Annotated in this window: 23 protein-coding genes and 2 tRNA genes; 12 read left to right on the top strand and 13 right to left on the bottom strand. The window is 70.7% G+C overall.

The annotated features are described in order from the left end of the window. Positions 1–139: 139 nt before the first annotated feature. Positions 140–215, bottom strand: a tRNA-Ala gene (locus ACZ56B_RS18070). 182 nt (positions 216–397) lie between these two features. Between ACZ56B_RS18070 and ACZ56B_RS18075 the strand changes: the two genes are divergently transcribed. Both ACZ56B_RS18075 and ACZ56B_RS18080 read left to right on the top strand, forming a co-directional pair. Continuing rightward, positions 398–946: a helix-turn-helix domain-containing protein gene (locus ACZ56B_RS18075; protein ID WP_468790973.1), complete on the top strand. Its 549-nt coding sequence runs from the start codon at positions 398–400 to the stop codon at positions 944–946. A 127-nt stretch (positions 947–1,073) separates the two neighbouring features. Beyond that, positions 1,074–2,723: a protein kinase domain-containing protein gene (locus ACZ56B_RS18080; RefSeq protein WP_468790975.1), complete on the top strand. Its 1,650-nt coding sequence runs from the start codon at positions 1,074–1,076 to the stop codon at positions 2,721–2,723. A 50-nt stretch (positions 2,724–2,773) separates the two neighbouring features. Here the strand turns inward: ACZ56B_RS18080 and ACZ56B_RS18085 are convergent, their stop codons facing one another. Both ACZ56B_RS18085 and ACZ56B_RS18090 read right to left on the bottom strand, forming a co-directional pair. After that, positions 2,774–4,174, bottom strand: coding sequence for a hypothetical protein (locus ACZ56B_RS18085; protein ID WP_468790977.1), 1,401 nt, complete (start codon positions 4,172–4,174; stop codon positions 2,774–2,776). Between the two features lie 150 nt (positions 4,175–4,324). Next, positions 4,325–4,453, bottom strand: a complete 129-nt coding sequence (locus tag ACZ56B_RS18090; protein WP_003999697.1) for a DLW-39 family protein — start codon at positions 4,451–4,453, stop codon at positions 4,325–4,327. Positions 4,454–4,790: 337 nt separating this feature from the next. Between ACZ56B_RS18090 and ACZ56B_RS18095 the strand changes: the two genes are divergently transcribed. After that, the gene (locus tag ACZ56B_RS18095) at positions 4,791–5,162 is read left to right on the top strand and encodes a DUF6344 domain-containing protein (protein ID WP_468790979.1); all 372 of its coding nucleotides are present in this window, start codon (positions 4,791–4,793) and stop codon (positions 5,160–5,162) included. Positions 5,163–5,784: 622 nt separating this feature from the next. On the opposite strand, the gene ACZ56B_RS18100 is transcribed toward ACZ56B_RS18095, so the two are convergent. From ACZ56B_RS18100 to ACZ56B_RS18110, 3 genes are all read right to left on the bottom strand, one after another. After that, complete coding sequence (locus ACZ56B_RS18100; protein WP_468790981.1) at positions 5,785–6,348, bottom strand: DinB family protein; 564 nt, start codon at positions 6,346–6,348, stop codon at positions 5,785–5,787. Positions 6,349–6,933: 585 nt separating this feature from the next. Beyond that, a complete protein-coding gene (locus ACZ56B_RS18105; protein WP_468790983.1) occupies positions 6,934–7,599 on the bottom strand; it encodes a YdcF family protein in 666 nt (221 codons plus the stop codon). Next, a complete protein-coding gene (locus ACZ56B_RS18110) occupies positions 7,596–8,390 on the bottom strand; it encodes a GntR family transcriptional regulator (RefSeq protein WP_468790985.1) in 795 nt (264 codons plus the stop codon). Before ACZ56B_RS18110 ends, ACZ56B_RS18105 begins: the two co-directional genes overlap by 4 nt. A gap of 159 nt (positions 8,391–8,549) precedes the next feature. On the opposite strand from ACZ56B_RS18110, the gene ACZ56B_RS18115 reads away from it, so the two are divergent. From ACZ56B_RS18115 to ACZ56B_RS18155, 9 genes are all read left to right on the top strand, one after another. Then, positions 8,550–8,879: an SCO3933 family regulatory protein gene (locus ACZ56B_RS18115; RefSeq protein ID WP_468790987.1), complete on the top strand. Its 330-nt coding sequence runs from the start codon at positions 8,550–8,552 to the stop codon at positions 8,877–8,879. A 2-nt stretch (positions 8,880–8,881) separates the two neighbouring features. Then, positions 8,882–10,210, top strand: a complete 1,329-nt coding sequence (locus ACZ56B_RS18120; protein WP_468790989.1) for an FtsK/SpoIIIE domain-containing protein — start codon at positions 8,882–8,884, stop codon at positions 10,208–10,210. 21 nt (positions 10,211–10,231) lie between these two features. Beyond that, positions 10,232–10,876: a DUF2637 domain-containing protein gene (locus ACZ56B_RS18125; protein WP_468790991.1), complete on the top strand. Its 645-nt coding sequence runs from the start codon at positions 10,232–10,234 to the stop codon at positions 10,874–10,876. 14 nt (positions 10,877–10,890) lie between these two features. After that, the gene (locus ACZ56B_RS18130; RefSeq protein WP_019527436.1) at positions 10,891–11,076 is read left to right on the top strand and encodes a mobile element transfer protein; all 186 of its coding nucleotides are present in this window, start codon (positions 10,891–10,893) and stop codon (positions 11,074–11,076) included. Positions 11,077–11,092: 16 nt separating this feature from the next. Further along, positions 11,093–11,389 carry a hypothetical protein gene (locus ACZ56B_RS18135; protein WP_468790993.1) on the top strand — a complete coding sequence of 99 codons (297 nt, stop codon included), beginning with the start codon at positions 11,093–11,095 and terminating at the stop codon, positions 11,387–11,389. A gap of 92 nt (positions 11,390–11,481) precedes the next feature. Then, complete coding sequence (locus tag ACZ56B_RS18140; protein WP_468790995.1) at positions 11,482–11,664, top strand: hypothetical protein; 183 nt, start codon at positions 11,482–11,484, stop codon at positions 11,662–11,664. Continuing rightward, positions 11,661–13,052 (top strand): replication initiator protein RepSA, encoded by a 1,392-nt coding sequence (gene repSA / locus ACZ56B_RS18145; RefSeq protein WP_468790997.1) that lies wholly within the window; start codon positions 11,661–11,663, stop codon positions 13,050–13,052. Before ACZ56B_RS18140 ends, repSA begins: the two co-directional genes overlap by 4 nt. Continuing rightward, positions 13,049–13,237 (top strand): helix-turn-helix domain-containing protein, encoded by a 189-nt coding sequence (locus ACZ56B_RS18150; RefSeq protein ID WP_468790999.1) that lies wholly within the window; start codon positions 13,049–13,051, stop codon positions 13,235–13,237. The genes repSA and ACZ56B_RS18150 overlap by 4 nt, the downstream gene beginning before the upstream one ends. Continuing rightward, complete coding sequence (locus ACZ56B_RS18155; RefSeq protein ID WP_468791001.1) at positions 13,237–14,394, top strand: tyrosine-type recombinase/integrase; 1,158 nt, start codon at positions 13,237–13,239, stop codon at positions 14,392–14,394. The genes ACZ56B_RS18150 and ACZ56B_RS18155 overlap by 1 nt, the downstream gene beginning before the upstream one ends. Before the next feature lie 55 nt (positions 14,395–14,449). On the opposite strand, the gene ACZ56B_RS18160 is transcribed toward ACZ56B_RS18155, so the two are convergent. The 7 genes from ACZ56B_RS18160 to gnd form a co-directional block, all read right to left on the bottom strand. Then, a tRNA-Ile gene (locus ACZ56B_RS18160) sits at positions 14,450–14,526 on the bottom strand. Between the two features lie 122 nt (positions 14,527–14,648). Continuing rightward, positions 14,649–15,395 (bottom strand): DUF3566 domain-containing protein, encoded by a 747-nt coding sequence (locus tag ACZ56B_RS18165; RefSeq protein ID WP_468791003.1) that lies wholly within the window; start codon positions 15,393–15,395, stop codon positions 14,649–14,651. Between the two features lie 17 nt (positions 15,396–15,412). Continuing rightward, positions 15,413–18,007, bottom strand: coding sequence for a DNA gyrase subunit A (gyrA, locus tag ACZ56B_RS18170; protein ID WP_468791005.1), 2,595 nt, complete (start codon positions 18,005–18,007; stop codon positions 15,413–15,415). Between the two features lie 42 nt (positions 18,008–18,049). Next, positions 18,050–20,089, bottom strand: a complete 2,040-nt coding sequence (gyrB, locus tag ACZ56B_RS18175; RefSeq protein ID WP_468791006.1) for a DNA topoisomerase (ATP-hydrolyzing) subunit B — start codon at positions 20,087–20,089, stop codon at positions 18,050–18,052. 432 nt (positions 20,090–20,521) lie between these two features. Continuing rightward, positions 20,522–21,064, bottom strand: a complete 543-nt coding sequence (locus tag ACZ56B_RS18180; RefSeq protein WP_468791008.1) for a DciA family protein — start codon at positions 21,062–21,064, stop codon at positions 20,522–20,524. After that, on the bottom strand, positions 21,061–22,182 hold the full coding sequence (gene recF / locus ACZ56B_RS18185; protein ID WP_468791010.1) for a DNA replication/repair protein RecF: 1,122 nt from the start codon (positions 22,180–22,182) through the stop codon (positions 21,061–21,063). The genes ACZ56B_RS18180 and recF overlap by 4 nt, the downstream gene beginning before the upstream one ends. Before the next feature lie 37 nt (positions 22,183–22,219). After that, a complete protein-coding gene (gene gnd, locus ACZ56B_RS18190; RefSeq protein ID WP_468791012.1) occupies positions 22,220–23,095 on the bottom strand; it encodes a phosphogluconate dehydrogenase (NAD(+)-dependent, decarboxylating) in 876 nt (291 codons plus the stop codon). Positions 23,096–23,307 lie beyond the last annotated feature (212 nt).

A 23,307-nucleotide genomic window follows, 5' to 3' on the forward strand; every position in this document is an offset into this window, starting at 1 on the left:
AGGGCGGGGGGGGGGGTGGGGGGGGGTGGGGGGGGGGTGGGGGGGGGGGGACGCCCCCCCCCCCCCCCCCCCCCCCCCCCCCGCTGTTCCACGTGAAACGGTCCCCTCCCTTGCGTTTCCGCAGGCGAGGGGGGTCCGTTGGTGGAGCCTAGGGGAGTCGAACCCCTGACATCTGCCATGCAAAGACAGCGCTCTACCAACTGAGCTAAGGCCCCGTACGGGAAGCGTCCACCAGGAGGAAGCAGGTCCCGGCGGGCGCCGGTGACCAGAGTACCGGGTCTCCCCGGGGATTCCGCAAAAAGATTGGGGGTCCCCGTGACCGACCACTCTCCGTAAGATGCTCGACGAGGTTCGCTACAGCGAACCTCGGTTCATGGGGAAGCGATGGGGAGACGCAATGGACGCCGCACAGCAGGAAGCCACCGCAAGAGCGCGGGAACTGCAGCGGAACTGGTACGGGGAGCCCTTGGGGGCGCTCTTCCGCAGGCTCATAGACGATCTCGGTCTCAACCAGGCTCGTCTCGCGGGGGTCCTGGGGCTGTCCGCACCGATGCTCTCACAGCTGATGAGCGGCCAGCGCGCGAAGATCGGAAACCCCGCGGTGGTCCAGCGGGTGCAGCTCCTGCAGGACCTGGCGGGCCAGGTCGCGGACGGCAGTGTCAGCGCGGCCGAGGCGACCGAGCGCATGGAGGAGATCAAGAAGTCACAGGGGGGCTCGGTCCTCAGCAACACCACGCAGACGACGAGCAGTTCGGGCGCCCCCACGGTGAAGCGGGTGGTCCGCGAGATCCAGTCCCTGCTGCGTTCGGTGGCGGCCGCCGGCGACATCATCGAGGCCGCCGACACCCTCGCCCCCACCCACCCCGAGCTGGCAGAGTTCCTCCGGGTCTACGGCGCCGGCCGCACCTCCGACGCGGTCGCGCACTACCAGGCCCACCAGAACTGAGCCTCCGCCCGGCGGCCGCGGGGTCCGGTCGCCGGGAAGCCGTGTGCCGGGCGGGGGTCGTCCCGCTCGTCGAAGGGGGAGACGGGGAGGCGAGGGGCCATCGCAGGGGGAGGAGCGACGCACAGCCATGGGTGAGGTCTTCGCCGGCCGGTACGAGCTGGTCGACCCGATCGGTCGTGGGGGTGTCGGTGCCGTCTGGCGCACCTGGGACCACCGCCGCCGCCGTTATGTGGCCGCCAAGATCCTGCTGCAGAGCGACGCCCACTCCCTGCTCCGCTTCGTACGCGAACAGGCCCTGCGGATCGATCACCCCCATGTGCTCGCCCCCACCAGCTGGGCCGCCGACGACGACAAGGTCCTGTTCACCATGGACCTGGTCGCCGGCGGTTCGCTGGTCCACCTGGTCGGCGACTACGGCCCCCTGCCGCCGGTCTTCGTCTGCACCCTGCTCGACCAGCTGCTGTCCGGTCTCGCCGCGGTGCACGCGGAGGACGTGGTGCACCGTGACATCAAGCCCGCCAACGTGCTCCTGGAGGCCACCGGCACGGGCAGGCCCCGGTTACGGCTGTCCGACTTCGGCATCGCGATGCGGCTGGGCGAGCCCCGGCTGACCGAGACCAACCTGGTGGTGGGCACGCCCGGCTACCTGGCGCCGGAGCAGATGATGGGCTCCGAGCCGGACTTCCCCGCCGATCTGTTCGCCGTGGGCCTGGTCGCGCTGTATCTGCTGGAGGGCGCCAGGCCGGACGCCAAGGCGCTCGTCCAGCACTTCGCCGACCACGGGACACCGGGCGCTCCCCAGGGGATTCCCGAGCCGCTGTGGCAGGTCGTGGCCACGCTGCTGCAGCCGGACCCCCAGGCGCGGTTCCGCACCGCCACGGGAGCACGCAAGGCGCTCGCCGCGGCCGCGGAACTCCTGCCGGAGCCGGGCCCCGACGACGAGCTGATCGAGATCTTCGACCAACTCGGCCCGCTTCCCCCGGGGTTCGCCGCGGACGGCCCGCTGAAGAGGGCTCCGGGCGTGGTGTCCGGGCCCGCCGGGACAGGCGCCTCCCCCGGTGCCGGCCCCCGAACCGGCACGGAGGCCGCTCCCGGCGATCCGCCCCGTTCCGTGGCCACCGGGCCGGCCACGGCGACCGGCGCCGGCCCGACGCCGTCCGGCCCGGGCGGGGACGGGGGCACGGGTACGGACCCGGGCACGGGCGAGGGCGCCGTCCCCGCCGATCCCCGCCGCAGCACCGCCTCCGCGGCTCCGCCGGACGCTTCCTCCGCCATCCCCTCCGGCGCCCGGGCGGCCCCGTCCGCCCCGTCCCGGCCGGCCGGCATGTCGGACACCGGAAGCTTCCACCTGCCGCCGCCCCGGACCGCGGTCACCTCCTCCCCCGCGTCCGCCCCACCGCCTCCCGCGCACACCCCCGGGGCGCGGGAACGGGACCGGCACGGCGCATCGCATCCACCGGCCCACGCCGTCGGCCACGGCTTCCCCGACGATTCCACTCATCCGCTGCGCTCCCCCCGGCCCCGGCCGACCGCGTATCCCGGCTCGGCACCTCCCCGGGGCGCCGACGCCTCCACCGCCGAATACACCGCCCGGAGCCCGCGGGTTCCGCCCGCCGACGGGGGAACGCCGCCGCCCGGAGCCGCCCACCGGTCCCACCGTCGGTCCCACCGGCGCCCCGGCCGCCGTCCCGGCCCTCCGGCGAAGGTCGCCGTCCCGCTCCTGCTCCTGGCCCTGGCCTGCTACGCCGTGGGCTTCTGGGCCCTCACCCAGATCTGAACGGCCCCCGCCGGCGGACCGCCCCGCCCCCTGCGGAGCCGCCCCACTCCCTACGGGCCGCCGCCCGCCCGTGGAGCAGTCCTTCGCCGGGCCACCAGCGTCCACACGCCGAGCCCCGCCAGCAGCGCGCTCCCACCGCCGATGCCGCCCACGGCGAGCGCCCTCATCGCGGTGCCGTCGCCCGCCGCGTCCCCGGCCGCCGCCTCCCGGTCCTCCTCCGTGACCGTGAAGACGTCCCGGGGCACGGCCTCCCCCGCGTAGCCGGGCCCGTCCTGCGCCGCACCGCTCAGCCCCACCCGCAGCGTCAGCGGCACGGGCCCGTCCCCGAAGCGGTCGGCCACCTTCGCCGCCAGGTGGGCGACGAGGTAGTACGAGCCGGCGAACCGCACCGCCCGGACCCGGCCGCCGGCGTCGTGGCGATTGGCGTGCGCGACCGGGGGCAGGGGGGCGAGCGCCTTCGACTTCTGGCTGCCGTCGTAGCCGACGCCCACGTCCGCGACGTGACCGCGTGCGGGGTTGTAGAGGTCCAGGTCCAGGGCCGCGGCGACGTACCCCTTGCCGCCCGTGTCCGCACCGCCCAGTTCGGCGGTGACGCGGAGCTGCCGGCCCCAGTCGACCGGGACCTTGTAGAAGAGGGTCTGGCCGGGGCGGATGTCGTCCCGCCAGACGCCCTCGCCGAGGGGGGCCGCCCGGGCGAATCCCGCGCCCCCCGGGCGCCGCCGGGGCTCCCCCGCGACGGGCCGGGGCGGGGCGGAGTTCCACTCCGGTGGCGCACTCGTCGCCCCGGACCGCTCCAGGGGAGGCTCCGACGCCGTGGTGAGTTCCAGCTCCCACGGGCCGGGGGAGGAGTCCTCTCCGTCCGGGTCGGTGCGTTCCACGGTCGCGTAGTACGTGCCGGGCTCCTCGCAGAGGGACTTCCTCGGGGAGATCTCCCGCACGGCCCACGCGGCGACCGGGTGGGGGCTGCGGGCGGCGCCGAAGCTCGCCGTGTCCACGTCGCAGGAGCGGCCGTCACCGTCCTGCAGGGACACCCTGACGCCGTCGGCGACGGAGGCGGTGCGGCCGGCCGGGGGGACGACGGTGGCGGAGACGTACGTGTTCGAGGTGGCGTCGAGTTCCAGGCGGTAGTGCGCCCTGCCGCGCACCGGGAGGGTGCTCCGATAGGTACGGCCGGTCTCCAGCCGTACGGCGTCCGCGGTGCTCACGGCCCCGTCCACCTTCTGTGCGCCCTCGGCGAAGGCGTACGGGTCGCCGGCCGCCCCGGACGCGGACCGGAAGGCACCGGCGGCCCCGGTGGTTCCGGCGGCGAGGGCCTGCGGCCCCGGCAGCCCGCCTCCCAGCCCCATGAACACCGCGGACGCGAGCGTCACCGCACCCAGGCGCCCGGCGGCCGTCGTCCGGCCGCGCCCGGCGCCCGCGCCCGCCCGCGCCCCGCCCCGCCGATCCCTCACGCGCCACCCCTCGTCGTCACCCGGACGTCGCACCGCGGCCCATCCTGCCCCCGGGCGCGGTCCGAACGAGCCTCTTCGACGAGGTCCGCCTCGAACAAGACCCCGGCCGCGAGAACGGCCGGGGTCTTCTTCAGCGTCGGATGTCGGTACTCACGAACCCGTGGGCACGGAGTCAGTCGCCTCCGTCCACAGATCCTGCTCGGCGCGATCCGCCTGGATCTGGCGGTACACGAGGAGCCCGCCGATGGCGGCCAGTGCGACCAGGAGAAGCTTCTTCACCGCGCGACCTCGTCTTTCCTTGACGTAGGGGACCTCTGGCGCCCGACTATACACACCGGCCGATACCGATCGGTGACCTGAGTCGGCCTGTCAACTGCCTTCCGGCACAGCCCAATAGAGGCGGCCGCACCGTCCCGACCGGAGGGTGACCGCACCCTCACGGGCGGTCACTTCCTCCGCTTCCCTCCCGCCTCCTCTTCTTTTCTCCTCACTTGCGCCCATCCGAGTGGCATTCATGCGGACATCCACGCGCCACGGGCGTCGGTCCACCACTTCGCTCCCCCCATACACATGATGAGCAAAGTACGCAAATCGCCCAACCCGAAAGTGAGGAATCATGGCCAGGAACAAGGTCATGAAGCTGTGGACCGCCCTCGTCACCGCCTTCGTCGCGCTGTGCACGGCGCTCGGACTGATCACCACGATCGCTTCCGCGGCCGTACCGCAGACCGAGCCGGCGCGCAACAGCGAGAGCGCCCCGAACGCGACCGCGCCGGAACCGGCGCCGTTCGTCTGGTCCCTCCTCACAGCCCTGCCTCCCACGATGAAGCAACGCATCCACGCCGAGGCCCACGGCAAGTCTCCCAGCTGCCGCCACCGCCCGGCCGCGGACACGCCTGCGGCCGGGGACCCGGCCACCGCGGACTGCTCCGAGGCCACGACGCTTCCGGCGGACTCCCGCCCCGACGCCCCACCGGGATCACGCTGACCCCAGGGGTCCGTCCCCTCCCGTTCCGTCCCCCGCCCCCGGAAGTCCCGGCGAACTTGCGTACGGCAGACGGCACGCAACAGGCCCGGCAGCTCGATGGAGCAGCCGGGCCTTTCGCCTGCCCGCGGCCCACCGGGACCACGGACCCGTCCGGCCGGTTCCGCGTCCCCGGACCGCACCGACGGTCCCCCGGCACGGCCGGATCGGCACGCCCACGGGCGCCTGCGCGCACACGGCCGGGGAGAGGGGGCGGGAAGCGGACCGCGCACGGCCGCCGCGCTTCTGGAGGATCCGCTCACCGGCTGGTGCCGGCCATGAACGCCAAGAACCCCCAGCCGTTGAGACCGGGGGTTCTTCACGCTGGTGGGGCTAACAGGATTTGAACCTGTGGCCTCATCCTTATCAGGTCGATCCTTTGGGGCTCCCGGACCTGCATTGAAGCCGCTCCATGCCCTTCGACCGGCCGTTAAGGTCCGCACTGATCCGCAGGCGTTCGCCGCTGTTGGTGTCAGCCATTGATGTCAGACATCAGTCGCCGCTTGACGCTCTGATCAAGCTCGCAGGCACGGAGCGTCACGGAGTCCACATGGCTCCCGAAGCTCGATCGCCGGTTACCGAAAGGTCACATTCGGTGCGGAACGGCTCCGTCCTGCCAGCGGCAGAGGTCGCGCAGCAGGGAAATCTCAGCGCCGTGATGGATCAGCTCCCTGTTGACGTGCAGGACCCTGTTCTCCATGGGAAACCGCTCGGGACCTACCGGGGGTGGATTCTCCAGGTCAGCGTCCGAGAGCGAGCGGACCCCCTCGTTCCATCTCCCGTACATCTCATCGAGCTGCTTCAGCGCCTCGTCAGCGGTCCCCGCGTAGGCGAACGTCTGGGAGTCGACGTCCTGGCCGCCGAAGTACCATCCGACCCGATAGCCCAGGCACGAGACAATGATGTGCGCCAGCCGCCAGGCAATCGTGGTCACCGGCGCCGGCACCGGGCCAGGGGACGCAAAGTCCATCGTCCACTCCCCCGAACCCTCCGACATGGGTGCGGCCGACGTGCCACGCGGGCGGACGCTCCAGCAGCCGCGCACCGGCTCCCAGAAGTACTCCTCATCGGTAAGACCGTCCAGCCGTGGCCGCAGGTTCGTGCGCCAGTGCCAGTCCAGCTGCTCCGCGAGCCGCTCACTTCTTGTCATTTCCGCACACTACCTACAGCGGAGGCCTGGCTGCGCTCTATCCACTGAGCTACAAGCATTCAAGTCGCAGCCCACGCAGGGTATTTGAGGCAAATCGGGAATCCAAGCGATCACGGCACAGACTCCCGCAACCCCCACTACCCCCAGCTCCCATCCCGTCCGCCGTCGACCCACACACCGTGGAGCGGGCGTGGTTCCTGGCGTCCAGGTGGAGCGCGCCACTGTACGAACGACCTGGACGCCAGGGGCCGCGTCTGCTCGGCTCTGCCTGGGTCGGCGGCGGACGGGATGGGAGCCCACCACGCTCGCCACTACGGGCCCGCGGTCGGGAACGGCGCCCCCTCCATCCCGGTGCCGGCCGATCCCCCGCCGGAGGCATTGCCTTGACCGCGGGCCGCTCTGTGCGGTGATCGCCTCATGGCCTTCGGCCCTGTCCACCTGTGGCGCGCGTCGGCGCAGCGCGGGCGGAGCGGGCCGAAGGCAGGAGCGGCGCCCGGAGCGGAGCCGGGAAGCGCGCCCGGCGGAGCGGAGCGCAGCCGGGGCTTGATGAGGTAGAGAAACCTGTAACAGCTCTCGTTTCGCTGGTCAGGTCGAAGATGTCGCGGCGGTTGTAAGTCGGCTCGTGTACCCGGCTTGGCACAGGCGCTCGTACGCCTCGGCCACGTCGGCGGGTACTGGCTGGCGGATCATGAATCCCTGATCCGGGTAGATCATCAGCCGTTGCAGGGCGCCGACCAGCATGTCGATCACCAAACGGGCGTCACCGATGGAGTCGACGTACTCGTCGAAGGTCATGGGCGTGGAAGCGCTGACGACATCGACCTCGGGCCAGAGCTTGCGTGCCGTGGCGTACGCGCGCCGCTCCTCGTACGGCTTGCTGATCAGCAGTACGGAGGAGACCTCCTCCCCCCTCCCCTCCAACAGCTTGCGGGAGAAGCGGATGTTCTCCCCGGTGTTCCGGGCGTGCGGCTCCACCAGGATGGCCGTGCTGGGAACCCCCAGCTCCAATGCCCGCTCGCGGTAGTGGACGGCTTCGCCGCGGGGCATACGCTTCCGCGTAGTCGGGCTGGTGGCTCCGGTGAACACGAGTAGAGGGGCCAGGCCGCGCTTGTACAGGTCCACGGCGGTGTCGGCCACCCCGAGATCGTGACTGCCGAGTCCGATGGCCACTGAGCACGGCCGGGGGACATGGCCCATCTGGTGGTAGTCCCATACGCGCCGGGCGTCTGCCCAATCCTGCGTCGAGATCACTGCTGTTCTTCTCCGTCCCTCGCCGAGTCGGGCACCTTGAAGTCGTACTCCCACGCGAAGCGTGATGCCGCGTGTACCCCGATGGCGAACTCCACGACGGTGCCGTCCGCCGTGTACGTCGTCCGGTGCAGTTCGACCACCGGTTCGCCCGGCGGCAATTGGAGCTGCTTCGCCTCGTCCGGTGTGGCAGCGCGAGCGAACAGCTGCTCCTTCATGTGGTCGATCTCGTATCCCGCGTCGTAGAGCACGCGGAATCCGCCGCCTCGGCCGGCGGGACCCGGAGTGGGGTCGACCAGTCGCGTCCCTTCCACGTGCTCGGGCCGGTAGTAGCTGGTCAGCGTGTGCGTGGGTTGGTCGCCTTCCTTGACCAGGCGGGCGCGTGCGTAGACCTCCGCGCCTTCCGGCAGCCCGTGTGCGGCTGCGACCTCCGGCGGCGCCACGACGCGGCTCACCGTCTGGGTCTGCTCGTTCCGGCGGTAGCTGCGGCCCGATGCCACGCGGTCAGCGATGAACGCGACCTCGTCGCCGTCTCGCCACTTGGCCTTGTCGTAGCGGGCGATGCCCAAGCGCTTGAGAGGGACTTGCTGGCGCACGACCGTGCCGTGGCCGCGCGATGAGGTGACCAGGCCCTCGGCTTCCAGGGCCTTGTAGGCCGCGTGCACGGTGGCCTTGGAGCCTTCGCCCGCCTCGACAAGCGTCCTGATGTGCGGAAGCTGCTGGCCCGGGGCGTAGTCACCCCTTCTGATCTGCTCGGCCAGCTTGTCCGCCAGCTCCCGCCACTTGGGCGCCATCTCGAACCCCTCTCGACGAGGTCTAGTGAAACATAGTCCTAGGACTGTTGACAGTCCTAGGACTGCAATGCACTATCTCTCTCAGCGACTCGCAGTCCTAGGACAGCGAGCGTCATGCAGTCCGGTTGGGCTGCCTCGTCTTCAACGCTGGGAGAACTGATGCCGTCCTTCAAGATCGACACGTCGACCGCTGTGGTGTTCGTGGCGACCGCGCCGGTGCCGAAGCTGGCGAACGCGAAGACCGGTGAGCGGGCGATGGACCGGGAGACCGGGGCTCCGCTGTCAACGGTGGGCCTTCTGGTCTCGGACGAAGGGGAGGGGAACCTCTACCAGGTGACCATCCCGGAGACGGGATACCCCGAGGGCCTCCAGCCGGGTATGCCGGTGAAGGTCATCGGGCTGAAGGCGCGGGACTGGGAGAACGAGTTCAACGGCCAGAAGCGGCACGGGATCTCGTTCCGCGCGGTCGCGATCACCCCGGCGGCCTGACCATGAGCGACTGGACGTTATGGCTGGAGGCCACGGGGGCGTTGGCGGGGGCCGGCGGTGTCGGCTACGCCAGGGCTCGGGCTCCGCGGGTGTACTGGTCGACGGTGGGTCTGCCGCTGACGTGGGGCCGGTTCGCCTGGTCGTACCGGTCCACGATGGAGGTGTGCGGGCTGACGGTGCAGCCGACGGGGCTGCGGGCGTTCATGACCCGCAACCTGGCCCGGCGTGAGGTCCGGCCCGTCGCGCCAAAGGTCCGCCGCATCCGCCCGACCTCGACGGGACTGCGGGTGACGTTGCGGCTGCCGGCCGGTCTGGAGCCGGTCGACGTGGCGGTGTCCTCGGAGCGGCTGCGGCACGCCTTCGGGGTGCAGTCGGTGACCGTGGCGGAGACCAAGCCGGGCTGTGTCGAGCTGCGGATGACGGGCTACGACGTGCTGCGCCGGGTGCGTCTGCCGCGCAAGGCCCGGCCGCGTGACCTGGTGGTGCCGGTGGCGCTGCGGGAGGACGGCACGGTCTTCGAGCGGGACTACCGCAGGATGCCGCACGCCCTGACCCTGGGGGCGAACTCGTCGGGGAAGTCCATGTACCAGCGCAACCTGGTGATGGGCCTGGCGAAGCTTCCGGTCGGCCTGGTCGGGATCGACTGCAAGCGCGGTGTCGAGCACAGCCGGTACCTGCCGCGCCTGTCGGCGCTGGCCACCGATCCGGAGATGGCCGGCCGCCTGATAGACGCGCTGGTGCTGGAGATGAGCGAACGGTTCGATCTCCTGGCCCTGCACGGGGTCTCCGACCTGTGGGACCTGCCCGAGAAGCTGCGGCCGGTGCCGCTGGTCGTCCTGGTCGATGAGGTGGCGGAGCTGTTCTTCGTCACCTCCAAGAAGGACGAGGCGGCTCGGGATCGGACGGTCATGCAGCTCGTGCGGCTGGGGCAGATGGCCCGCGCGGTCGGGATCTACCTGGAGGTGTGCGGGCAACGCTTCGGCTCCGACCTCGGCCGCGGTGCGACCGCGCTGCGGGCTCAGCTCACCGGCCGTGTGGTGCACCGCGTCAACGACAAGCAGACCGCAGAGATGGGCCTGGGCGACATCGCCCCCGAGGCGGTCGTGTCCGCGACCTCGATCCGGGTGGACCGTCCCGGTGTCGCGGTGGCCGGTGACACCTCCGGTGGCTGGTCGCGTATCCGCACCCCGGAGACCACGCCGGCGCAAGCGGCGGCCGTCTGCCGGGAGTACGCCCACCTGACCCCGGAGCTGCCGTTCCTGGCCTCGTTCCGCCCGCCCGTGGCGGTCCCGCCGGTGCCGACCACACCGCCGTCCGTCCCGCAGTCCTGACCACTGAGGGGAGGTGAGGACGTGTTCCGCTCGATCCGCATCGATGCCGTGCTCATTCAGGCCGTGATCGCCGGTGCCCTGTCCTTCGCCCACCTGCACGACCTCGCCGAAGCGGCCGGACAATCCGGCTGGAAGGCGTGGGCCTACCCGGTCTCCGTAGACCTGCTGTTGGTGGCGGCCTGGCGTCGACTGCGCGGCGCCCGACGGGACCGCTCGGCCTGGACGTGGTTCGTCATCGCCCTGGTCGCCTCCCTCGGCGCGAACGTCGCGACCGCCGGACTCCTTGACCTCGACCATGTTCCCGCCTGGTTGCGCATCCTCGTCGCGGGCTGGCCCGCGCTGGCCTTCCTCGGCGGCACCCTGCTTGTCCACCAACCCACCGAACCCGCACCAGCACCCGCGGCTGCTGCCGATCCCGCGCCGGTCGTCGACCGCCCCGAGGATGCGGACGAGGGGCCGGAGATCGCCCCAGCCGAACCTGTTCCGGCCCTGCCGGAAGCCCCGGCCCCGGTGCCAGTGGTGCCCCCGGCTCTGGTCGACCACGCACGCAAGGTCGCCACCGAGCACCGCACCCGCACCGGGACCGACATCGACACCGCCACCCTGCGTGCTCGCCTCGGCGTCCCGGAAGACCTCGCCGGCGCGATCGTCGCCCAACTCGCCTGAAAGGAGGTGACCAGGTGCGCCCCAACCGCTTCTACGACGTGATCCGCATCGGCCCCGTGCAGGTCGGCACGTTCAACAACGGCCGTGGCCAGACCCGGCACACCGCCGCCTGCACCGCCCCTGAGTGCGGCTTCTCCACCGAGCACCGCGACCGCTCGGCGGCCGAACTCGCCGCCCGCACCCACCGCTGCAACCCCTGAGAGGAGGTGGCCGACCATGCAGCTCCCCGAGGACCAGCTTCGCGCCGGTCACATCCCCGCCGACGTCTACCGGCGGCTCCCGCCCGGCACCGACGTGCGACGTGTCGTGATCGTCCAGGAAGCTCCCCGCTCCTATACCGGGCCGATCGTGTTGACGCTCGTCGTCGTCACCGGGTCCATTGCGGTGCTGCTGGTCATCGCCTTCGTCGCCCAGGTCGTGGCCGGTGCCGCCGTCGCGGTCCTGTCGGCCACCAGCGGGCTCACCTACACGATCAACCGCGCTGCCAAGCACAAGAAGCGCCGCAGCAAGTAACGCCCTCCGGGGCGGCCTCGGTCGCCAAACTTCCGCCGCCCCGGACGGCTCCACCCATCCAGATCCAACGGACCCGAAAGGGAAGCCTCATCATGCCCCAGCACGCCCAGAACACGCGCGTCTGCCATGACTGCGACGGCTTCGCCACCGCCGCGATCACCACCGGAGTCCGCCGCCCGGACGGCTCTCGCGCCACTCTCCGCGTCACCTGCCCGACCTGCAAGGGCACCGGCACCGCCCGCCGTGTGCGCCCGCTGGGGGCGGTGATCAAGTGACCGGCACCGCCGCCATGGCGGGCCTGGACCCGGCCACCCTCGCCGACGTGCTGAGGCTGGCCGGGTCTCCCGGCTTCGACCGCATCCAGGAACAGATCAAGCGTACGGGCGGCTGCACCGACCCCATCCGCCTGACCGGCTCGACCGTCACCCGCGACGCCGCCACGGGGCAGGTGCTGCACTCCTACTCCACCGACACCGAGCCCGGCGGGGTCCTGCGCGTCGCCTGCGGCAACCGCCGTGCCTCCCGCTGCCCGGCCTGCGCCTGGACGTACGCGGGCGACACCTACCACCTCATCCGCGCCGGCCTCGTCGGCGACCCCGCCAAGGGCACCCCCGAGACCATCCGCGACCATCCGCGCGTGTTCGCCACGCTCACCGCGCCGTCCTTCGGCCCGGTCCACAACCGGCCCGGCAACCGGCCCTGCCGCTGCGGCACCCGCCACGGCGAGGACGCTCCCGAGCTGGGCACACCGCTCGACCCCGACGCCTACGACTACGCGGGCGCGGTGCTGTGGAACAACCACGCCTCCGAGCTGTGGCGCTACTTCACGATCTACCTGCGCCGCGAGATCGCCAAGCGGGCCGGACTCACCCAGAAGGCCGCACGCGAGCAGTCGCGGGTGTCGTTCGGGAAGGTCGCCGAGTACCAAAAGCGCGGGGCCGTGCACTTCCATGCCGTGATCCGCTTCGACGGCCCGGCCGGCCCCGACGACCCGCCCCCGGCGTGGGCCACCCTCGACCTGCTCACCGACGCGATCCGGGCCGCCGCCGTCCGCGTGGAGGTCGACGTGCCCCCGGCCGGGGACCAGCCGGCCCGGACCCTGCGGTGGGGCACCCAGCTCGACGTACGACCGATCTGCGCCTTCGGCGACGGCGAGGAGATCACCGAGCAGGCGGTCGCCTCCTACGTCGCCAAGTACGCCACCAAAGCGGCCGAGACCACCGGCACCGTGGATCGCCGTATCGGCAACGAGGAAGCCCTGGTCCTGCTCGACGTCCCCGACCACCCGGCCCGGCTCATCGCCGCCTGCCTCGACCTCCACCCGCTCTACCCGGACCGCAAGCTGCGCGACTGGGCGCACATGCTCGGCTTCCGCGGCCACTTCTCCACCAAGTCCCGCCACTACTCCACCACCCTCGGCGCCCTGCGCCAGACCCGCGCCGACTACCGCGCCGCCCAGCAACGCACCGCCCTCGGCCTGCCCGACCCCGACGACGAGGAAGCAACCACGCTCACCCTCGCTCACTGGACCTACGCCGGCCACGGCCACACCCCCGGCGAATCCTGGCTCGCCGCCAACATCCGCCGCGACATCCAGTTCAACCGCGAGACCGCCCGCGAGGAACTACCTGCCCTGCTCGACCTGGAAGGAGCCGCTACATGACCACCGCTGCCCCAGAGCTGTTGACCGTGTCCGAGGTCATGGCGCGGCTGAAGGTGGGCCGGACCAAGGTCTACGACCTGATCCGCACCCATCGCCTTGTGTCCATCAAGGTCGACGGATGCCGCCGCATCCCGGATCACGCGGTCCGCGACTTCATCGCGGGTCAGATCGGGGAGGCTGCCTGATGGCGAAGCGTCGGCCCAATGGCGGCGGCACGATCACGAAGCGGTCCGATGGCCGGTACCAGGGCGCCGCCTACGTGACCGACACGGACGGCAACCGGGTGCGCAAGTACGTGTACGGCCGGACGTGGGACGAGGCCAACGAGAAGCTCGGCAAGCTCCAGGACCAGGAGCGCAACGGCATCCCGGTGCCGTCCCGGTCCTGGACACTCGGCGAGTGGCTGGCCTACTGGCTGGAGCACATCGTCAAGCCGGAGCGCGAGCACAACACGTACGTCAAGTACGAGTCCAAGGTGAGGCTCTACCTGGTGCCTCACCTCGGGAAGAAGTCGCTGGTCAAGCTCACCCCGGCACAGATTCGCGCCTTCATGGCCACGCTGGCACGGGAGAAGGTCGGTGCCTCCGCCCGCTTCGAGGTCCTGCGCGTCCTCCGTAACGCGCTCAACCGGGCCATGCGCGAGGAGCTGGTGACGCGCAACGTCGCCCTCCTGGTCGACATGCCCAAGGTGAACAAGGACAGGGGCACGGCGTGGAACGCACGGGAAGCAATCGCGTTCCTCCGATCGGCCCGTGCCCACCGTCTCTACGCGGCCTGCGTCCTCGTCCTGGTCCTCGGCCTCCGCCGCAGCGAGGTGCTCGGGCTGCGCTGGCAGGACATCGACTTCGAGGCCGGCCACTTCACCCCGGTCAAGCAGGTACAGCGGGTCAAGGGCGTGGGCCTGGTCCTCAAGGACCTCAAGACGGAGTCCTCACAGGCCGTGCTCCCGCTCCCAGAGTTCTGCGCTCGCGTCCTGGAGGAGCGCCGGGAGCTCCAGGAGCTGGAACGGAAGATCGCCGGTGAGCACTGGGCGCAGGAACCGGGCCACGACCTGGTCTTCTCCTCCGAGCACGGCGGCATGATCGACCCGGTGGGCTTCTCCCGCACCTTCGATCGGCTCGTCAAACGGGCCGGTGTGCGCCGAATCACAGTCCGCCTCGCCCGGCACACCTGCGGGACCCTGCTCGCCTTCCTGAAGGTTCATCCCAAGGTCGCCCAGGCGATCCTCCGGCACAGCCAGATCAGCATGACCATGGACGTCTACACGCACGTAGTCGGCGAGAGTGAGCGGGAAGCGGTCGGCATGCTCGCCGAGCTTCTGGAAGATCCACTCATCGGCTGATGTCAGCCATGGATGTCAAAGACCCCCAGCCGATATCAACTGGGGGTCTTCACGCTGGTGGGGCTAACAGGATTTGAACCTGTGGCCTCATCCTTATCAGGGATGCGCTCTAACCAACTGAGCTATAGCCCCGCCGCGCTGTGCGGGGGTGTGTCCCGCGCGCTGACTCCTGAAGATTAGCGCACGACCGGGGCAGTCCCAAAATCGGTTCTCCGGGGGCCGTCGGCGGAGGCCGGAAACGTGATCCTCGCCGCTCACTCGTCCTCGGCCAGCGTGAGCTCGACACCGCCCACGAAACCCGCGGAGAGGTTGTAGATGAAGGCGCCGAGCGTCGCGAGCGCCGTCGCCAGGACGACGTCGATGACCGCGATGATCGCCGTGAACATCAGGACGTTGGGCAGCGACAGGAACGACTGGAGGTCGAAGCCGTTCGACTCGTTGGAACCGGTCGCCTCGGAGATCGTGCCGCCGACCGACGAGAACACGCCCATGGCGTCCATGACCATCCACAGCACGGCGGAGGCGACGATCGTGCAGATGCCGAGCGCGATGGAGAGCAGGAAGCTCACCTTCATCACCGACCACGGGTCGGCCTTCGCCACGCGCAGACGCGCCTTGCGCACGCGCGGCGTGGTGCGCGCCCCCGTGCGCGGCCGCCGCACGCCGTCGGCCGGGCCCGCCGGGCCGTCGTCCTGCGTCGGGTAGGCCTGCGGCGGGTGGTACGGCCCCGCCTGCTGCTGCGGCTGCCGTTCCCCCGGCAGCGGTGAGGCCGTCTGGGCGGCGGCGCCCTGGTGCGGCGCGGCCTGCCGCTGGCCTCGGGTGTCGGTCACCGTTCCCCCCTGGGATCCCTGGGTGCCGGCCGAGGACGCGTCCTGGGCGGGCGCCTTGATCGCTTTGAGATTGGTCGTGTGCGGATCGGTCGCCCGCGCGGCGGAGCCACGGCCACCGCCGTCCGTTTCCGTACTGGTACCGGCCGATCCGGCGCCCGTGGCTCCGCTCACGTGATTCACTCCTCGTGCTACTCGGACGAGGGCGCCTCACCCTCGTCCGTCCCGGTGGTCGCGGCCCCCGCGCCGGATTCGTCCACGGCCACGTCGCCGTCGACTTCCTCCGCCTCGCGCCCCGCCTCGGCGTTACGGGCGATGCCGACCACGGCATCGCGCTTGCCCAGATTGATCAGTTGGACGCCCATGGTGTCACGGCCCGTCTCCCTGATCTCATTGACTCGCGTACGAATCACACCGCCCGACAGCGTGATGGCGAGGATCTCGTCGGTCTCCTCGACCACCAGCGCGCCGACGAGGGATCCGCGGTCCTCGACGATCTTGGCGGCCTTGATGCCGAGACCGCCGCGCCCCTGGACGCGGTACTCGTCGACGGCGGTCCGCTTGGCGTACCCGCCGTCCGTGGCAGTGAACACGAACGTACCGGGTCGGACGACATTCATCGAGAGCAGCTCGTCCCCTTCGCGGAAACTCATGCCCTTGACGCCCGAGGTCGCACGGCCCATGGGACGCAGCGCGTCATCCGTCGCGGTGAACCTGATCGACTGTGCCTTCTTGCTGATCAGCAGCAGGTCGTCCTCGGCCGAGACGAGTTCGGCCCCGATCAGTTCGTCGTCGGTGCCGTCCTCCTGCTCGCGCAGGTTGATGGCGATGACGCCGCCCGAGCGCGGGGAGTCGTAGTCCTTGAGCGGGGTCTTCTTCACCAGGCCGGACTTGGTGGCCAGCACCAGGTACGGCATCGCCTCGTAGTCGCGGATCGCCCGGATCTGCGCGATCGTCTCGTCCGGCTGGAAGGCGAGCAGGTTCGCCACGTGCTGGCCGCGCGCGTCCCGGCCCGCCTCGGGCAGCTCGTAGGCCTTGGCGCGGTAGACCCGGCCCTTGTTGGTGAAGAACAGCAGCCAGTGGTGCGTGGTGGAGACGAAGAAGTGGTCGACGATGTCGTCTTCCTTCAGCTTCGTGCCGCGCACGCCCTTGCCGCCGCGCTTCTGGGCCCGGTAGTCCTCGGTCTTGGTGCGCTTGATGTAGCCGCCGCGGGTGACCGTGACGACGATGTCCTCCTCGGCGATCAGGTCCTCGATGGACATGTCGCCCTCGTAGGGGATCAGCTTGGTCTTGCGGTCGTCGCCGTACTTCTCGACGAGCGCGGCCAGTTCCTCGCTGACGATGCCGCGCTGGCGGACCGGGGAGGCGAGGATCGCGTGGTACTCGTCGATCCTCTCCTGGAGTTCGTCGTGCTCCTGCACGATCTTCTGGCGCTCCAGGGCCGCGAGCCGGCGGAGCTGCATCTCCAGGATCGCGTTGGCCTGGATGTCGTCGATCTCCAGGAGGTCCTTCAGGCCCCCGCGCGCGATCTCGACGGTGTCGCTGCGCCGGATCAGCGCGATGACCTCGTCGATGGCGTCCAGGGCCTTCAGCAGGCCGCGCAGGATGTGCGCCCGCTCCTCGGCCTTGCGCAGCCTGAAGCGCGTACGGCGGACGATGACCTCGATCTGGTGCGCCACCCAGTGACGGATGAACGCGTCCAGGGAGAGCGTGCGCGGCACGCCGTCGACCAGCGCCAGCATGTTGGCGCCGAAGTTGGTCTGCAGGTCGGTGTGCTTGTAGAGGTTGTTCAGCACGACCTTGGCGACCGCGTCCCGCTTCAGCACGATGACCAGGCGCTGGCCGGTGCGGGAGGAGGTCTCGTCGCGGACGTCGGCGATGCCGCCGACCTTGCCGTCCTTCACCAGGTCGGCGATCTTCTGCGCGAGGTTGTCCGGGTTGACCTGGTAGGGCAGCTCCGTGACCACCAGGCACTGGCGGTTCTGGATCTCCTCGACCTCGACCACGGCGCGCATGGTGATCGAGCCGCGGCCGGTCCGGTACGCCTCCTCGATGCCCTTGCGGCCGACCACCAGGGCGCCGGTCGGGAAGTCGGGGCCCTTGATGCGCTCGATCAGCGCGTCCAGCAGCTCCTCGTGCGAGGCCTCCGGGTTCTCCAGGTACCACTGGGCGCCGGCCGCGACCTCGCGCAGGTTGTGCGGCGGGATGTTGGTCGCCATGCCGACCGCGATCCCGGCCGAGCCGTTGATCAGCAGGTTCGGGAAGCGGGCCGGCAGGACGGTCGGCTCCTGGGAGCGGCCGTCGTAGTTGTCCTTGAAGTCGACGGTCTCCTCGTCGATGTCGCGGACCATCTCCATCGACAGCGGCGCCATCTTGCACTCGGTGTAGCGCATGGCCGCCGCCGGGTCGTTGCCCGGCGAGCCGAAGTTGCCGTTGGAGTCCACCAGCGGCATCCGCATCGCCCACGGCTGCGCGAGGCGGACCAGGGCGTCGTAGATCGAGGAGTCGCCGTGCGGGTGGTAGTTGCCCATGACGTCGCCGACGACGCGGGCGCACTTGTAGAAGCCCCGCTCGGGGCGGTAGCCGCCGTCGTACATGGCGTACAGCACGCGGCGGTGGACGGGCTTGAGGCCGTCCCGGACGTCCGGCAGCGCACGCGAGACGATGACGGACATCGCGTAGTCGAGGTACGAGCGCTGCATCTCCGTCTCGAGCCCGACGGGCTCGACACGCATCGCGACGTCGCCGCCCTCTTCCGGGGTGACGGGAGTGTTCTCGTCGGTCATTGCTGGTGAAGGTCCTTCCTGGTGCGGTCAGCTGAGACCGACTCAGATGTCGAGGAAGCGGACGTCCTTGGCGTTGCGCTGGATGAACTGGCGGCGGGCCTCGACGTCCTCGCCCATCAGGACCGAGAACAGGTCGTCGGCCTGGGCCGCGTCGTCGAGGGTGACCTGGCCGAGGACGCGGTGCTCCTGGTCCATGGTCGTCACGCGCAGCTCCTCGGCGTTCATCTCGCCGAGGCCCTTGAAGCGCTGGACGGAGTCCTCGCGGACGCGCTTGCCGGCCTGGCGGCCCATCTCGATCAGCGCGTCGCGCTCGCGGTCGGAGTACGCGTACTCGAAGTCGTCCTTGCCCCACTTGATCTTGTAGAGCGGGGGACGGGAGAGGAACACGTGCCCGGCCTCGACCAGCGGCCGCATGAAGCGGAACAGGAACGTCAGCAGCAGGGTGTTGATGTGCTGGCCGTCGACGTCGGCGTCCGCCATCAGGATGATCTTGTGGTAGCGGAGCTTCTCGATGTCGAAGTCCTCGTGCACGCCCGTGCCGAACGCGGAGATCATCGCCTGGATCTCCTGGTTCTGCAGGATGCGGTCGATGCGCGCCTTCTCGACGTTGAGGATCTTGCCGCGGATCGGGAGGATCGCCTGGTACTCGGGGTTGCGGCCGGACTTGGCGGAGCCGCCGGCGGAGTCGCCCTCGACGATGAAGATCTCGCACTTGGTGGGGTCGTTCGACTGGCAGTCGGAGAGCTTGCCCGGCAGGGACGCCGACTCCAGCAGGCCCTTGCGACGGGTCAGGTCGCGGGCCTTGCGGGCCGCCACGCGCGCGGTGGCCGCCGCGATGCCCTTGCGGATGATGTCCGCGGCCTCGTTGGGGTTGCGGTCCAGCCAGTCCGCGAGGTGCTCGTAGACGACCCGCTGGACGAAGGTCTTGGCCTCCGTGTTGCCCAGCTTGGTCTTCGTCTGGCCCTCGAACTGCGGCTCGCTCAGCTTGACCGAGATGATCGCGGTCAGGCCCTCGCGGATGTCGTCGCCCGTGAGGTTGTCGTCCTTCTCGCGCAGCAGCTTCTTGTCGCGCGCGTACTTGTTGATCAGCGACGTCAGCGCGGCCCGGAAGCCCTCCTCGTGCGTACCGCCCTCGTGGGTGTGGATGATGTTGGCGAAGGAGTACACGCCCTCGGTGTAGCCGCCGTTCCACTGCATGGCGACCTCGAGGGACAGCTGCCTGTCCTTGTCCTCGGCCTCCAGGGCGATGACGGTGGGGTGCACCGCCTCGCCCTTGCGGCTGTTGAGGTACTTCACGAAGTCGACGATGCCGCCCTCGTAGTGGTACGTGACGGTCTTGACCTCGGCGGTCTCGTCCGCGCCCGCCTCGTCCGCCCCGGACGTGGCCTTCGCCGACTCGCGCTCGTCGGTGAGTTTGATCGTCAAACCCTTGTTGAGGAACGCCATCTCCTGGAAGCGCCGGGAGAGCGTCTCGAAGGAGTAGTCGGTGGTCTCGAAGATGTCGCCGTCCGCCCAGAAGGTGACCGACGTGCCGGTCTCCTCGGTGGCCTCGTGCTTGGCGAGGGGCGCCGTGGGGACGCCCATCTTGTAGTCCTGCGTCCAGCGGTGGCCGTCGGTCTTGACCTCCACGGCGACCTTCGAGGACAGCGCGTTCACGACGGAGACGCCCACGCCGTGCAGACCACCGGAGACCGCGTAGCCGCCGCCGCCGAACTTGCCGCCCGCGTGCAGCACGGTCAGCACGACCTCGAGGGCCGGCTTGTTCTCGGAGGGGACGATGCCCACCGGGATGCCACGGCCGTTGTCGACGACCCGGACGCCGCCGTCGGCGAGGATCGTCACGTCGATGGTGTCCGCGTGGCCCGCCAGCGCCTCGTCGACGGAGTTGTCGACGACCTCGTACACGAGGTGGTGCAGTCCTCGCTCACCGGTCGAGCCGATGTACATGCCGGGTCGCTTGCGGACCGCGTCCAGACCCTCGAGGACGGTGATGGCACTGGCGTCGTACGAGGCGGTGACCTCGCTGTCCACGCCGGTGTCGGTGGACGGGATGTTCTCGTTGGGGTTGCCGGAATCGGCCACGAAGCGCCCTTTCTGGCACAGCACGAGCCGGGCTCGTCGGCGGGTCGCCGGAGCGGCTGCGGCATGTTGCGTTGGTAAGCCCTGATCAGCGTTGCTCAGCTTTTCCCGGACGGTCCCCACGGTCGGGGCGGGATTGTCTTCCAGTCTACCGGTAGCACTGACATCGATGGGGGTTTGCCGGTACCTGAGTTCGCATGTGCCGCCCTCAACCGGCCTCCTCCGACTCCCGATATGCGGATGGGGGCTCCAGGTCGCTCACGAGGGCACTCAGCGCTTCGAGGCATCAACCCTTTGCTACTTCCGAGTCAGGTGGCGCTCCACCGTCCTGCGCGGCCGTCCGGCACCGGGGGCCCGGCGGGGCGGACCCGCCTCCGAAAAGCACCGATGTGATGTCGATCACGCGGGGTCGCCGAGCCGGAGAACGGCCTCCGCTCACCCGTACGTGTCCCCGGGACCCGAGCTCCCGGGGGCGCGCAGCGGGCCGTAGCGGCGGGCGGGCCCCCCGGGACCGTTGACCTTGATCAACCGCACGGTGCCGTGGCCGAGGTCCTCGTTGAGGCGGGCCACCAGGGTCGGGGCGAGCAGCCGCAGGTTCGTCGCCCAGGCCGTGGAGTCACAGCGCACGACCAGCACCCGCTCGTCCTCGTCGTACCGCTCCGGCTCGCAGTGCTTGGCCACGTCCTCGCCGACGATCTCGGGCCAGCGCCCCATCACCCCGCCCACCGCCGCCGGGGCCTCCCAGCCGCGCTCGGACAGCAGGCGGTTGATCGCCGCGCCGAGCGCCATGGGGTCGCGCCGGTCGGCGCGCGCGCCGGAGCGCAGGCCGCCGCGCCGGACCTGCTTCTTCTGCTGCGCCGCGTCACCGCGCGCGCGTGCCGCCTCCCTGGCCGCCCGCAGCGCCACGCGCGCGAGGTCGACCCCGGAGGGCTCGGGAGCCTTCCCGGCCGCGCGGCCGGACGGGTCGGGTCCGCTCATGCGCGCTCCACCGTCCCCTCCGCCACCGTGAACCGCGTTCCCGACAGCGCGTGGGGGACGTCGTCGTCGACGGCCGCGGTCACCAGGACCTGCTCACCGGGCGCGACCAGCTCGGCGAGACGCTCCCGGCGGCGCGCGTCCAGCTCGGCGAAGACGTCGTCGAGCACCAGCACCGGCTCGTTGCCCTCGGCCCGCAGCAGGTCGTAGGAGGCCAGGCGCAGCGCCAGCGCGTAGGACCAGGACTCCCCGTGCGAGGCGTAGCCCTTGGCGGGCAGCCGGCCCAGCCTGAGCAGCAGGTCGTCACGGTGCGGACCGACCAGGGTGACGCCCCGCTCGATCTCCTGCCGGCGGGCCTCGGCGAGGGCGGCCGTCAGCTGCTCGAACAGGTCCTCACGCGTGTGGGCCTCGCCGGGTGCGGAGGGCTTGTACTCCAGGTGGACCGGCCCGCCGCCGGGGGCGAGCTGCTCGTACGCCTTGTCGGCCAGCGGCTGGATCGCGGTGATCAGGTCCAGCCGCTGGGCGAGGAGCTCCGCGCCCGCGCGCGCGAGGTGCTGGTCCCACACGTCGAGGGTGGACAGGTCCATGGTGCGGCCGCCGTGCCGACGGGCCAGCGCGGCCGACTTCAGCAGGGTGTTGCGCTGCTTGAGCACCCGGTCGTAGTCGGAGCGGACGCCGGCCATGCGCGGGGAACGCGCGGTGATCAGCTCGTCCAGGAAACGGCGCCGTTCGCCGGGGTCGCCCTTGATCAGGGCGAGGTCCTCGGGGGCGAAGAGGACCGTCCGGACGATGCCGAGCACGTCACGGGGCCTGACCTGCGAGGACCGGTTGATGCGGGCGCGGTTGGCCTTGCCCGGGTTCAGCTCCAGTTCGACCAGCTGCTGACGCTCGCCCTGGCGGACCTGGGCACGGATGATCGCGCGGTCGGCGCCCACGCGGACCAGCGGGGCGTCGGAGGAGACCCGGTGGCTGCCCAGGGTGGCGAGGTAGCCGACCGCCTCGACGAGGTTGGTCTTGCCCTGCCCGTTGGGCCCGACGAAGGCCGTGACCCCCGGGTCGAGCGGAACCTCGACCCGGGGATAGGAACGGAAGTCGGCCAGCGACAGGTGCGTGACGTGCATGGTCGTTTCGCCGGCCTCCCCAGCCTTCCGGTGCTGCTTACTTCTTCTCGACCGCGTGGCCGCCGAACTGGTTGCGCAGCGCCGCGATCATCTTCATCTGCGGCGAGTCCTCCTGGCGGGAGGAGAACCGCGCGAACAGCGAAGCGGTGATCGCCGGCAGCGGCACGGCGTGGTCGATGGCGGCCTCCACCGTCCAGCGTCCCTCACCGGAGTCCTCGGCGTAACCCCGGAGCCGCTCCAGGTGCTCGTCCTCGTCGAGGGCGTTCACCGCGAGGTCGAGCAGCCAGGAGCGGATGACGGTGCCCTCCTGCCAGGAACGGAACACCTCCCGGACGTTGTCCACCGAGTCGGCCTTCTCCAGCAGCTCCCAGCCCTCGGCGTAGGCCTGCATCATGGCGTACTCGATGCCGTTGTGGACCATCTTCGCGAAGTGGCCCGCACCGACCCTGCCCGCGTGCACCGAGCCGAAGTCCCCCTCGGGCTTGAGGGCGTCGAAGATCGGCTGCACCTTGGCGACGTTCTCCTCGTCGCCGCCGTACATCAGCGCGTAGCCGTTCTCCAGCCCCCAGACGCCGCCGGAGACGCCGCAGTCGACGAAGCCGATCCCCTTGGCCGCCAGCTCCTCGGCGTGCCTCTCGTCGTCCGTCCAGCGGGAGTTTCCGCCGTCCACGACGACGTCGCCGGGCTCGAGCAGCTCGGCGAGCGCGTCGATGGTGGTCTGGGTCGGCTCGCCGGCCGGGACCATCACCCACACCACACGCGGGCCCTCGAGCTTGCCCACAAGCTCTTCCAGGCTGTGGACATCGGCGAGGTCCGGGTTGCGGTCGTATCCGAAGACGGTGTGGCCCGCGCGGCGTATCCGCTCGCGCATGTTGCCGCCCATCTTGCCGAGGCCGACGAGACCGAGCTCCATCAGTTGTGTTCCTTAGGTTGCGACGTGACGTGGCGGCACGGCCGTGCCGCGGCACTGACGTACCGCCCAGAGCCTAAACCCGGACGCTCACGCACATCTGTGGGCATACGCGCTCATGCGCACGCCCGCCCGCAGGTCCCTCCACAGCCGCTTCCGGGGCTCGGCCCCTCGGCCCGAGGGGCCGTCCGCCGGGTCGCCCGGAAGCACGGTGC

Source organism: Streptomyces sp. NPDC034670, from assembly GCF_055574875.1.